The sequence below is a fragment of the Ciceribacter ferrooxidans genome (assembly GCF_004137355.1).
Lineage (GTDB): Bacteria > Pseudomonadota > Alphaproteobacteria > Rhizobiales > Rhizobiaceae > Allorhizobium > Allorhizobium ferrooxidans.
This window is the reverse complement of record NZ_SDVB01000238.1, coordinates 579,264-592,425: the sequence shown is the minus strand read 5'-3', so window position 1 is coordinate 592,425 and position 13,162 is coordinate 579,264. Positions and strand designations below refer to the sequence as shown.

Annotated in this window: 5 protein-coding genes; 4 read left to right on the top strand and 1 reads right to left on the bottom strand. The window is 66.8% G+C overall.

All coding sequences use genetic code 11. From position 1 onward, the window contains the following. Positions 1 to 2: 2 nt before the first annotated feature. Positions 3 to 2,345 (bottom strand): glucose/quinate/shikimate family membrane-bound PQQ-dependent dehydrogenase, encoded by a 2,343-nt coding sequence (locus EUU22_RS13795; RefSeq protein WP_129332550.1) that lies wholly within the window; start codon positions 2,343 to 2,345, stop codon positions 3 to 5. Positions 2,346 to 2,606: 261 nt separating this feature from the next. On the opposite strand from EUU22_RS13795, the gene EUU22_RS13790 reads away from it, so the two are divergent. From EUU22_RS13790 to pbpC, 4 genes are all read left to right on the top strand, one after another. Then, positions 2,607 to 4,196, top strand: a complete 1,590-nt coding sequence (locus EUU22_RS13790; RefSeq protein ID WP_129332549.1) for an MBL fold metallo-hydrolase — start codon at positions 2,607 to 2,609, stop codon at positions 4,194 to 4,196. 22 nt (positions 4,197 to 4,218) lie between these two features. Further along, entirely contained in the window at positions 4,219 to 5,442 is a 1,224-nt protein-coding gene (locus EUU22_RS13785; protein ID WP_129332849.1) for a TIGR03862 family flavoprotein, read from the top strand. 144 nt (positions 5,443 to 5,586) lie between these two features. Beyond that, a complete protein-coding gene (locus EUU22_RS13780) occupies positions 5,587 to 11,040 on the top strand; it encodes an alpha-2-macroglobulin family protein (RefSeq protein WP_439329148.1) in 5,454 nt (1,817 codons plus the stop codon). Then, positions 11,040 to 13,124, top strand: a complete 2,085-nt coding sequence (gene pbpC, locus EUU22_RS13775) for a penicillin-binding protein 1C (RefSeq protein ID WP_129332547.1) — start codon at positions 11,040 to 11,042, stop codon at positions 13,122 to 13,124. The genes EUU22_RS13780 and pbpC overlap by 1 nt, the downstream gene beginning before the upstream one ends. Positions 13,125 to 13,162: the final 38 nt, after the last annotated feature.

The following is a 13,162-nucleotide window of genomic DNA, read 5'->3' as shown; positions in this document are numbered from 1 at the left end:
GACTACTGCCCGGGCAGGGTGTAGGCGATCACATAGTCGCCCGGCTTGGTGCCGACGGAACCGTGCCCTCCCGCGACGATCACCACATATTGCCTGCCGTCCGGCAGGGCATAGCTCATCGGCGTCGCCTGTCCGCCCGCCGGCAGACGCGCTTCCCAGAGCTGCTCGCCGGTCGTCAGATCGTAGGCGCGCAGATAATCGTCCACGGTCGCCGCGAGGAAGGCGACGCCGCCCTTGGTGATCATCGGACCGCCGATCCCCGGCACGCCCACCCTGAAGGGAAGCGGCAGCGGCGTCATGTCGTAGACGGTGCCGTTGCGGTGCATATAGGCCGTCTTGCCGGTCTTGAAGTCCACGCCGGCGACATAGCCCCAGGGCGGCGCCTGGCAGGGAATGCCGAGCGGCGAAAGGAACGGTCCCATATAGACGCCGTAGGGTGCCCCCTCGTTGCGGTTGAGCCCCTGCTCGCTCGCCTTCTCGTCCTCTCCCTTCGGCGCGATCTGGTCGCGCGGCACAAGCCGCGAGGTGAAGGCGAGATAAGTCGGCATGCCGAACATCACCTGTCTTGCCGGATCGACCGCGACCGAACCCCAGTTGAAGACGCCGAAATTGCCCGGATAGACGATCGTGCCCTCGAGCGACGGCGGCGTGTACTGCCCCTCGTAGCGGAGCTGGTGGAACTTGATGCGGCAGACCATCTGGTCGATCAGCGTGATCCCCCACATGTCGCGCTCTCTGAGGCGCGGCGGCCTGAGCGTCAGATCGGAGATCGGCTGTTTCGGCGCGGTGAAGTCGCCCTCGATCGCACCGCCCGGCGCCGGCATCTCCCGCACCGGAACGACGGGTTCGCCCGTGCGCCGGTCGAGAACGTAGATGTCCCCCTGTTTCGTCGGCCCGACCAGGGCCGGCACGGCGGCTCCGTCCTTGCCCGTCAGATCGACGAGCACCGGCTGTGCGGGAACATCCATGTCCCAGAGATCGTGGTGCACGGTCTGCCGGACCCAGCGGTCGCGGCCGGTGTCGACATCGAGCGCGACGATCGAAGAGGAGTATTTCTCGATGTTGTCGCTGCGGTTCATGCCGAGCTGGTCGGGAACCTGATTGCCGAGCGGCACGTAGACGAGGCCGAGTTGCTCGTCGACGGAAAAGACCGACCAGCTATTCGGCGAATTGGCCGTGTAGGTACGGCCGGGCGGCAGCGGTACGGTCTCTCCCGGGTTGCCGCTGTCCCAGTTCCAGACGAGCGCGCCGGTTTCGACGTCGAAGGCGCGGATGACACCGGACTGCTCCTTGGTGGAGTAATTGTCGTTGACCGCCCCTCCGATGATGATCTTGCCCCGCGCGACCACCGGCGGCGACGTCGAGTAGTAGTAGCCTGCGGGATTGTACGGCATGCCGGTTTCGAGGTGCAGTACACCCTGGTCGGCGAACGAGGTACAGACCAAGCCGCTGGCGGCATCGAGCGCGATCAGCCGTGCATCCGAGGTCGGAAGATAGACGCGCGCGGCACACGGACTACCCGCAGGTGCCGCCGGATCGGCATAGTAGGTCACCCCACGGCAGGTCTGGTGCTGGCGGTCGGGATTGAGCCCGACGTTCGGATCATATTTCCACTTCTCCTTACCGGTGGCGGCATCGATGGCAATCGCCCAGTTGTGGGGCGTGCAGAGATAGAGCGTGTCCCCGACCTTGAGAGGGGTCACCTGATAGGTCGTCTCGCCGACGTCGTCGGGCCCCTTGACGTCGCCGGTCCGGTATTCCCAGGCAACCTTCAACGAAGAAACGTTCTGCGGGGTGATCTGGTCGAGCGGCGAATAGCGCTGGCCGAAGGGTGTGCGGCCATACTGGTGCCACTCGTCATCGGGCACGTTGCCACCGTAATTGGGCTGCGCGACCGCTGCCTCCGTCGGCAGCGATCCCGAGACGTCCGCCGGGTCGGTGGCCATCGAGAAGCCGGCAACGATGAGCGCTATGACGACGGGGATCGCGACAGGAATCGCGCTCGCTGGCCGCGGCTCGTCAGCATAGGGATCGCCGAGCTGCCGCCTGACGCCCGGCAGTAGGAGCAAAAGCCCGAGAGCGATAACGAGCCCGCCGCGGGCGGCAAGCTGCCACCAGTCGAAGCCCACCTCGAAGATCGCCCAGCCGAGGCTGAAGATGATGAAGATCCCGTAGAGCCAGAGCGCGAGTGCTCGCCGCATCACGATGAGCAATGCAGTAAGGCCAAGCACGACGCCGGCGACAAGATAGAACGGACTGCCGCCGAGCATGAGCAGCTGTATCCCTCCGGCGAGGAGGACGAGCCCAAGCACGCCGAAGACGATTATCGAGATGATTCTGGTCATACGAGATCCCCTGCGATCGGAATACGGGGTCGCGCCCTCGGCCGGGGCTGCCTCGGCCTCAACTGGAGGCTTCCGTAAAAGTTCCGTCGACGACGCGGCGCCGCCTTGAGGTATCGTTCACGAAATGCGGAGGTTTTCCGTTTCAGGCCTGTGGACGCGCACGCCCGTTGGGGCTTATCAGGGATTGATGCCTGTCAAATGACGACTGTCCCGTCCGGGCTACATTGAATGCCGTTGAACAGCAATTTGGAGGAGCCGCCCATGAACGACCATCCCGTCCTTCGCTTTCACGGCGCCGCCGGAACCGTCACCGGGTCCTGCTTCCGGCTGGAGGTCGGAAAGCGGCAGATCCTCGTCGACTGCGGGCTCTTCCAGGGTTCGAAGACCGAGAAGGAACTCAATTACCGGGATTTTCCTTTCGACCCGTCTGCGATCGACGCGGTGATCCTCACCCACGCCCATATCGACCATTCGGGCCTGCTGCCGAAGCTCTCCCGCATGGGCTATCAGGGGCCGATCTACGCGACCCGCGGAACGATCGACCTCTGCTCGGTCATGCTGCCGGATTCCGCCCACATCCAGGAAAGCGAAGTCGAGTTCCTCAACCGCCGCAATCTCCGCCGCGGCCGCGATCCGGTGACGCCGATCTACGAGGCCCGCGATGCGGCGATCGCCGTCACGCTGCTGCGCCCGGTGGAACTCGAGGCGTGGCAGCAGGCGACCGACGGCGTGCGGTTCCGCTTCTGGAACGCCGGCCACCTCCTCGGCTCCACCTCGGTGGAATTGGAGGTCGAGACGCCGCAGAAGACGCTGCGCATCCTCTTCTCCGGGGATATCGGCCCCAGCCACAAACTGCTGCAATACGATCCCGAGGCGCCGTCCGGCTGGGACTATGTGATCTGCGAAAGCACCTATGGAGATACCGACCGCGAGGAATCGAACGACACGACCCGGCGCGAGGCCCTGCGAGCCGAAGTCGCCGACGCATATCATCCGGACGGCGCGCTCCTCATTCCCTCCTTCGCCGTCGAGCGGACGCAGGAACTGCTCGCCGACCTCGTCTTCCTGATGCGGTCTGAGAAGATCCCGACCTGCCCGGTCATCATCGATTCACCCCTTGCCACACGCGCGAGCGAGATATTCCTTCGCCACGCCCGTGAGCTGGAGAGCGGTCACCTGCTCGCAGACGCCCTGCACGCCCGCAACGTCCGCTTCACCGAAACGGTCGAACAGTCGAAGGCGCTCGACCTGATGCGCGGCTTCCACATCGTCATCGCCGCGAGCGGCATGTGCGAGGCCGGCCGCATCCGTCACCGGCTGAAGAACTGGCTCTGGCGCGACGAAGCGACGGTGCTGCTCGTCGGCTTCCAGGCGACCGGCACGCTTGGCAGGATTCTCGAGGAAGGCGCCTCCATCGTCCGCATCCAGGGCGACGAGATCAATGTCCGTGCCCGCATTCGCCGTCTCGACATCTACAGCGGCCATGCCGACGGGCCGGAGCTCGCTGCATGGCTGCAGACGCGCCAGCCGATCCGCGCTGGCCTCTTCCTCGTCCATGGCGAAGAGGACGGCATCGCCGGCCTGCGCAAGCGTGCCTCCGCCTTCCTCGCCGAGGAGAAGATCAATGTGCCGCATCTCGACGGCGCCTTCGAACTCAGGCCGGAGCGTGCCGTCGACATCTCGGAGAAACTGCCGGAACCACGCATCGACCCCGCACGCGTCGGCCACCGCGACTGGCACAACGACTTCCAGTCCCTCGTCCTCGACCTGCAGCAGGAGCTGGCGAAGGCGGCCGACGACAAGGCTCGCGGCGTGATCCTGCGCAAGCTGCGCCGTGCGCTTGCCGAGTAACGGATAGCGGATGGTTGTTTCGGTGGAGCAAACAGACGTCGCGATCATCGGCGGCGGACCGGCCGGCCTCGCCGCGGCGGAGCGGCTGTCGCACCACGGCCATGCGGTAACCGTCTACGACGCGATGCCGACGGTCGCGCGCAAATTTCTGCTCGCCGGCAAGTCGGGCCTCAACATCACCCATTCCGAGCCGTTCGAGCGCTTTGCCGAACGCTTCGGCGACGCTTCGCCAAGGCTCCGTGCCGCCCTCGATGCCTTCACCCCGCAAGAAGTCCGCGACTGGGCCGCAGGGCTCGGGACGGAGACCTTCGTCGGTTCGTCGGGCCGCGTCTTTCCTGAGGTGATGAAGGCCTCGCCGCTGCTGCGCGCCTGGCTGCGGCGGCTCGATGCGCAGGGTGTCGTGATCCGCACCCGCCACCGCTGGACAGGCTTTGCGGGTGGCAACCTCCTCTTCGAAACGCCGGACGGCGAGAAGCGCGTGGCGAGCAAGGCGACACTCCTCGCCCTCGGCGGCGCGAGCTGGCCGAGACTGGGTTCGGACGCCGCCTGGGTGGCGCCGCTTCGCGAGAAGGGCGTCGACATCGCCCCCTTCCGGCCGGCCAATTGCGGCTTCGACGTCACCTGGAGCGAGAGCTTCCGCGAACGCTTCGCGGGTGAGCCGGTCAAGGCGGTCACTGCCTCCTCGGCTGCCGGCACACTGCCGGGCGAATTCGTGATCAGCCGCCACGGCATCGAGGGCAGCCTCGTCTACGCCCACGCCGCGAGCCTCCGGGACGCGCTGGAGCGTGAGGGCCGGGTGAGCCTCGTCCTCGACCTCGCGCCGGGGCGTGTGCGCGAACGCATCGCCCGCGACCTTGCAAGACAGGACCCGAAGGCAAGTCTCTCGACAAGGCTGCGCAAGGGCGCCGGGATCGACGGCGTCAAGGCCGCGCTCGTCCGGGAGCTTGTCCCCGACGCGGGGAAAGCAACGGCGGACGCGCTCGCCGCGGCAATCAAGCGGCTGCCGGTGCCGCTTCTTCGCCCCCGTCCGATCGCCGAAGCGATCTCCTCCGCCGGCGGCATCCGCTGGGACGCCGTCGACGAGCATTACATGCTGAAGGCGCTTCCGGGCATCTTCGTCGCCGGCGAGATGATCGACTGGGAAGCGCCGACCGGCGGCTATCTGCTGACCGCCTGCCTTGCCACGGGAAAGGCCGCCGCCGAGGGCATGGAATCATGGTTGCATGAACAAGCAAGGTATGGTTGAGCGCGAGGCAAGCCTTCCACGTACACGTTTACCCAGTTTTCGACCTGACTGACGCATGACTGGTGCATGCGCGTGATTGACAACCGACCGCTTTAGTCAGAACACTTTAGCCGTCTGGACGGACAGCGTAGAGGGGGCATGTCGATGCGCAAGTCTATCGGTTTCTTCGTTTTTGCCTTCAGCCTCTTGAGTTCGGCGTTCGCCGCCGGCTCCGCCGAGCCGACGCGCTCGGTCGTTATCACCAGGGACGGCGACTATTTCGGGTTCGATCTCAGGACCGAGCAGAACGTCTCCCTCGACCAGTGTCAGCAAAGCTGCATCGCCGACCAGTCCTGCCGCGCCTTTACCTACAATCCGAAGGTGAAGTGGTGCTTCCTGAAATCCGACTTCAGCCGCCTCGACACCTTCCCCGGCGCCATCGCCGGCAAGATCGTCGTCACTGCCGCCGAACCGGACATCGGCGCACCGTCCCGCCTCCCCTTCGTCTCCGACCAGCTGCGCCAGGATGCGCAGGCGATGCGCGACAATCTCTCGATCACCGAAGATCAGCAACAGCTCGGGCAGGCCGGCCTCCTGATGCTCGCCAACAACGAACTCTCCGCCGGCAACTACGATTCGGCGCTGGCCGTCTTCAAGGCGGCACTGTCCGTCACGCCGGACGATGCCGGCCTGTGGACGGAAACCGCCCGCTCGCTCAATACGGTCACCGGCCGGACCGACATCGCCGCCGAGGCCGCCGCAATGGCGCTGAACGGCTATCAGCTCACCCGCACCGCGCAGGCGCGTGCCGACGTGCTCGCCGTGCTCGCCAAGTCCTTCGAAAACAGCGAGAACTACCGCGCCGCGCTCAGCTCCTACAAGGCGAGCCTCGCGCTGGTGACGGCAAAGACCGTCCAGACCGCCTACAACGAACTGCGCGAGACCAAGGGCTTCCGCGTCGTCGAGCATACGATCGACACCGACAGCGCGACACCGCGTGCCTGCGTCCAGTTCTCCGATCCGCTCGTCAAGCGCGGGGTCGACTATGCGCCCTTCGTCCTCCTCGACGGAGCTCCGGCCAAGGCGGTGGAGGCCAAGGACAACCAGATCTGCGTCGAGGGCTTGCAGCATGGCCAGCGCTACACCCTTGCCCTGCGCGCGGGCCTGCCCTCTTCCGTCGACGAGCCGCTGCTCTCGCAGGTCGACCTCTCGATCTACGTCCGCGACCGTTCGCCGACCGTCCGCTTCACCGGCGACAGCTTCGTCCTGCCGTCGACCGCCCGGCGCGGCATTCCGATCGTTTCGGTCAACACCGACAGCGCCGACCTGAAACTCTATCGCATCGGCGAGCGCAACATTGCCCCGATGCTCGCGCAGTCGAAATTCCTGACCCAGCTCGACGGCTATGACGCGAGCCGGATCGAGGACGAATCCGGCGAACTCGTCTGGCAGGGCAAGATCGAGATCACGAGCGAGCTCAACAAGGACGTCGTCACGAGCTTCCCCGTCGACGAGGCCCTGCCGACGCGTCAGCCGGGCATCTACGTGCTGACGGCGGCGGCGGCCGGCAGCCGCGTCGAGGACTGGAACCAGCGTGCCACGCAGTGGTTCCTCGTCTCCGATATCGGGCTGCAGACCTTTGCCGGTACCGACGGGCTGAACGTCTTCGCCCGCTCGCTCGCAAGCGCAAAGCCGCTTTCCGGCGTCGAACTGCAACTGCTGGCGACCAACAACGAAGTTCTCGGAACTGCCGTGACCGACGCCGACGGCCACGCGCGCTTCGACGCCGGGCTGATCCGTGGCGGAGCGGCACTCGCGCCCGCCGCGATCACGGCGAAGAAGGGCGAGGACGACTACGTCTTCCTCGACATGAAACGCGCGGGCTTCGACCTCTCCGACCGCGGCGTGACAGGTCGTCCGGCGCCGGGCGCAATCGACATCCTGCCCTGGACGGAACGCGGCATCTACCGGCCCGGCGAGACGGTTCATGCGGCCGCGCTTGCCCGCGACACCGGTGCGAACGCCATCACCGACCTGCCGCTCACCTTCGTCTTCACGCGGCCGGACGGCGTCGAATACCGCCGCATGGTGGAGACGGATTCGAAGCTCGGCGGCTATGCCGTCGACCTGCCACTGCTTGCAAGTGCCATGCGCGGCACCTGGACCATGCAGATCTACACTGATCCCAAGAAAGCAGCGATCGGCCAGAAACAGTTCCTCGTCGACGATTTCGTGCCCGACCGCACCGAGTTCGACCTGACGAGCGAGGCGAAGGACATCGCGATCGGCACGCCGGTGACCGTCGACGTCGACGGCCGCTACCTCTACGGCGCGCCGGCGGCGGGCCTGGCTCTCGAAGGCGAGGTCAACCTGAAGCGCAGCCGCACCAGCGCTGCCTTCGAAAACTACCAGTTCGGCCTCGTGGACGAGGAGACGGATGAAGAGACCCGCGTGACGCTCGAAGACCTGCCGGTCCTCGACGAAGAAGGTAAAGCGAGCTTCGAAGTATCGCTGGACGAGGTGCCCTCGACGACGCAGATGCTGAACGCCAATGTCGTCGTGCGCATGCAGGAAGGCGGCGGTCGCGCCGTTGAACGGACGCTGACGCTGCCGGTCCGCCCCGAAGGGCCGATGATCGGCATCAAGCCGGAATTCTCCGGCGATCTCGCCGAGAACACGCAGGCCCGCTTCCATGTGATCGCGATCGACGCCGAGGGCAAAAAGCAGCCGCTCCAGGGTGCCAAGTGGCGCCTCGTCAACCTCGAGCGCAATTACCAATGGTACCGCGACGGCAGCTCCTGGACCTACGAGCCGATCATCACCACGAAACAGATCGCCGACGGCACCGTTGACGTGACCGCCGACGGCGCTGCGATCTCGGTGCCCGTCGCCTGGGGACGTTATCGCCTCGAAGTCGAGTCCGCCGCTGCCGACGGCCCGGCGAGCAGCGTCGAGTTCGAGGCCGGCTGGTACGTCGAGGCAAGTTCCACGGAGACGCCCGACGCGCTGGAAATCGGGCTCGACAAGGAAAACTACGCGATCGGCGAGACCGCCAAGCTCAAGGTGTCGCCGCGCTTCGCCGGCGAACTGCTGGTGACCGTCGGCACCGACAACCTGATCACCACGCAGACGGCGACGATCCCCGCCGAAGGCGGCGAGGTCGACCTGCCGGTCACAGACAAGTGGGGTGCCGGCGCCTATGTGACCGCGACCCTCTTCCGTCCCGGCGAGGCCCAGGAAAGCCGCATGCCGATGCGGGCTATCGGTGTCACCTGGCTTGCCGTCGATCCCGGCGCCAACAAGCTCGAGGTCAGCCTCTCGCCGCCGGAAAAGACGCTGCCGCGCCAGCCGCTCACCATTCCCGTTCAGGTGAAGGGTGCCGGCATCGGTGAGGAGGCCTATGTCACGGTCGCCGCCGTCGACGTCGGCATCCTGAACCTCACGCGCTACGAGGCGCCCGATCCGGAGGACTGGTACTTTGGCCAACGCCGCCTCGGCCTCGAAATCCGCGATCTCTATGGCCGCCTGATCGACGGCTCGCTCGGCGCCATGGGGCGGCTTCGCACCGGTGGCGACGGTGGCCAGATGCCGCTGCAGGGCAAGCCGCCGACGGAAAAACTGGTCGCCTTCTTCTCCGGCCCGCTGAAACTCGACGGCGAAGGCAAGGCGGAAGTGAGCTTCGACATCCCGCAGTTCAACGGCACGGCCCGCGTCATGGCGGTCGCCTGGAGCAAGACAGGCGTCGGGCATGCCAGCACCGATGTCGTCATCCGCGATCCGGTCGTCGTCACCGCCAGCATGCCGCGGTTCCTGAGCCCCGACGACGAGAGCCGGTTGAGGCTCGAGATTGCCGCGACAGATGCACCATCGGGCGACTACCAGCTTCAGGTCACGACGAACACCGCGCTCGCGGTCGACGCCTCGGCCGCCAGCCAGACGGTGAGCCTGACCCAGGGCGGAAAGACCGCGATCAACCTGCCGCTTGCCGGAACCGAAGCCGGGACCGGACGGATCGACATCGCACTCACCGGCGCCGGCCTTTCCATCGACCAGTCGCTGGAAATCCCCGTCCGTCCGGCCACCCTGCCCGTCGCCGAGCGCCGCACACTGACGATCGCCGCCGGCAAGAGCCTGATCGTCGACGGCGAACTGCTCGCCGACAGCATCCTGCAGGATGCCTCGGTCAGCCTGAACGTCATGCGCGCCGAAGGCTTCGACATCCCTGCCCTGCTGATGAGCCTCGACCGCTACCCTTACGGCTGCGCCGAGCAGACCACCAGCCGCGCCCTGCCGCTCCTCTATTTCAACGAGCTGTCGGCCGTCTCCGGCCTGCCGCAGCAGGAGGAAATCACCAAGCGCGTGCAGGACGCGATCTACCGCGTGCTCTCCTACCAGTCGTCGAGCGGCAGCTTCGGCTTGTGGTCGCCGGGCTACGGTGATCTCTGGCTCGATTCCTATGTCACCGAGTTCCTGACCCGTGCCCGCGAGCAGAACTTCGAGGTGCCGGACCAGGCGATGATCCAGGCACTCGACAATCTGCAGAACCAGACCGGATACGACATCGACGTCAAGGACCGTGGCGACGAGCTCGCCTATGCCCTCTACGTGCTTGCGCGCAACAAGCGGGCGGCGATCAGCGACCTGCGCTACTATGCCGACACCCGCCTCGGCGAGTTCCCGACGCCGCTCTCAAAGGCCCATCTCGCCGCGGCACTCGCACTCTATGGCGACGGCCAGCGCTCCAAGGCGATCTTCACCGAGGCCGCCGGCATGACGGAAAAGGCCGTCCTGACCAAGGTCAGCTTCAGCTACTCCGACTATTACGGCAGCACGCTGCGCGACGGCGCGGCGATCCTCGCGCTCGCCGCTGAGAGCCGGCCGGTGCCGCCGATCCTCTCGGGGCTCGCCAAGACCGTCTCGCGCGAGCTTTCGACGAAGCGCTACACCAGCACCCAGGAGCAGACCTGGACGCTGCTCGCCGCCCGCGCACTGCAGAAGGGCGACGACACGCTGAAGGTCGACGTCAACGGCGCGAGCCATACCGGCGGCTACATGGCGACCATTCCGGGCGACCATCTGCTCGCTCAACCCGTCGTGCTCACCAACCGGAGCAGCGCGCCGATCGCCGCGGCGGTGACCACGGTCGCAGCACCGAAGGAAGCGTCCCCGGCCGGCGGCGAAGGCTTCACCATCGAGCGCACCTACTACACGCTCGACGGGGAGGAGGCGAACGTCACGGAAGCACAGCAGAACGAACGCTATGTCGTCGTGCTCTCGGTCACGGAAGCCGACAGCTGGCCCTCGCAGATCCTCATCACCGACCTTCTGCCGGCCGGCTTCGAGATCGACAATCCGAGCCTCGTCGACAGCGCCCAGCTCGAGAATTTCGACTGGATCGGCGAGACGGAAGCGGCGCATCTCGAATTCCGCAACGACCGCTTCGTGGCGGCGATCGACCGGCCTGCCGACAATGACGAGGAAATCACCCTCGCCTACGTCGTGCGCGCCGTGACACCGGGCACCTACGCCCATCCGGCGGCGCAGGTGGAGGACATGTACCGGCCGGAATACTCCGCGCGGACCGCGACCGGCCGCATGGAGGTCAAGGCGGCACCCTGATGCGCGGCTGGAAAAAGATCGGTGCCGCCGCCGGCCTCGCCGTCCTCGTGGCTGCGAGTGCCCTTTGGGGGCTCGACACGCTCGACAAGGCGTATCCGCCGCCGATTGCCGCCGACGACGCCGTGTCGACGGAGCTGCTCGACGCCGACGGGCAGTTGCTCAGGGCCTTCGCCACGGCCGAGGGGCGCTGGCGGCTGAGGACGACGAGTGCCGACGTCGATCCGCGCTTCGTCGAAATGCTGCTCGCCTATGAGGATCGCCGGTACCACGACCATTCGGGCGTCGACGTTCTTGCCCTCGCGCGTGCAGCGCTGCAATTCGCCTCGAACGGACGCATCGTCTCGGGAGGCTCGACGCTGTCGATGCAGGTCGCCCGCCTCATGGAGCCGCGCCGGGAGCGCTCCTTTTCGGCAAAGTTCCTGCAGATCCTCCGCGCACTGCAGATCGAGCGCCGGCTATCGAAACAACAGATCCTCGACCTCTATCTCACCCACGCCCCCTATGGCGGAAACCTAGAGGGCGTGCGCGCGGCAAGCCTCGCCTATTTCGGCAAGGAGCCGAAGCGGCTGACGGTCGCCGAGGCGGCCCTGCTGGTGGCCCTGCCGCAGCTTCCCGAACTGCGCCGCCCCGACCGCAACCCGGAAGCCGCTCGCGCCGCCCGGCAACGCGTTCTCGAACGCATGCAGGCCAGTGGCATGATGGAAGCGCGCGAGGTCGCCCGCGCCGGGATTGCACCGGTGCCGAAGGAGCGGCTGGCACTGCCCGCGCTCGCCGCCCATCTCGCAGAGGCGGCGCGGCGCGGTGATCCGCAGGCCCGTATCCATCGCTCGACGCTCCGGAAATCCGTGCAGGCCGAGCTCGAAGCCGTCGCCCGTCAGGCGGCCGTCGATCTGCCGGTGCGGACCTCGCTCGCCATGCTGATGGCCGACGCCACGACCGGCGAGATCGTCGCGGAGGTCGGCTCCGCCGACTATTTCGATGCCGCCCGTTACGGCTGGATCGACATGACGCGAGCGGAGCGCTCGCCCGGCTCGACCCTCAAGCCCTTCATCTACGGACTCGCCTTCGAGCAGGGTCTGATCGCGCAGGAGACCATCATCGAGGACCGGCCTGCCGATTTCTTCGGCTACCGGCCGCGTAATTTCGACATGACCTACCAGGGCGACGTCAGCATCCGCCAGGCGCTGCAGCTTTCGCTCAATGTGCCGGCCGTGCGCCTGCTCGATGCCGTCGGCGCGGCCGAACTGCTGTCCCGGCTGCGCCGGACCGGTGTTCGTCTGGCACTGCCGACCGGCGAGGCGCCGGGATTGGCGATCGCGCTCGGCGGTGCCGGCGTGACGCTCAAGGACCTCGTCCAGGCCTATGCGGCTCTGGCCAATCGCGGCTCGCCGATCCACCTCGGTGACGGGGTGCGGGAGGAAGCCGCACCGATCGAGGGCGCACCGCTGATGGAGCCCGTCGCCGCCTGGAACGTCACGGATATCCTGCGCGGCGTCCTGCCGCCGCTCGGCAGCCGTCCGCTCGGCATCGCCTACAAGACCGGTACCAGCTACGGCTATCGCGACGCCTGGTCGGTCGGCTATGACGGACGCTACGTGCTCGGCGTCTGGGTCGGGCGCCCGGACAACGCCGCCGTCCCCGGCATCACCGGCTACGGTTCGGCCGCACCGATCCTCTTCCAGGCATTCTCCAAGTCCGGCGTCAGCGGCACCCCGCTACCCTCTCCGCCGCCCGGCGCCGAGCGCATCGCGCAGGCCGACCTTCCGTCCGCGCTTCGGCGTTATTCCATGGGCGCAAACGGCCTGCTCTCGACATCGACGCGGGAGAAGGCGCCGCGCATCGTCTATCCGCCGGAAGGTGCCCATGTCGAACTCGGCACCGGACCCGACGGCAAGCCGCTCCCCCTCGTCGTCAAGCTGCAAGCCGGCCGCGCGCCCTTCCGCTGGCTTGCGAACGGCGTTCCGCTGGGTGACCGCTCGCGCAGCCGCACGACGGAATGGACGCCCGAAGGCGTCGGCTTCTCGACGCTGACCGTCATCGACGCCGCCGGACGGGCAGCGAGCGTCGGCGTCTTCCTGCACTGAAGACAGCCGACCACATGGGGTGTAACGGAACGGCACGC

Coding starts and splice junctions, on each gene's coding strand:
- EUU22_RS13795 (WP_129332550.1), bottom strand. CDS start 2,345: ATGACCAGAATCATCTCGATAATCGTCTTCGGCGTGCTTGGGCTCGTC.
- EUU22_RS13790 (WP_129332549.1), top strand. CDS start 2,607: ATGAACGACCATCCCGTCCTTCGCTTTCACGGCGCCGCCGGAACCGTC.
- EUU22_RS13780 (WP_439329148.1), top strand. CDS start 5,587: ATGCGCAAGTCTATCGGTTTCTTCGTTTTTGCCTTCAGCCTCTTGAGT.
- pbpC (WP_129332547.1), top strand. CDS start 11,040: ATGCGCGGCTGGAAAAAGATCGGTGCCGCCGCCGGCCTCGCCGTCCTC.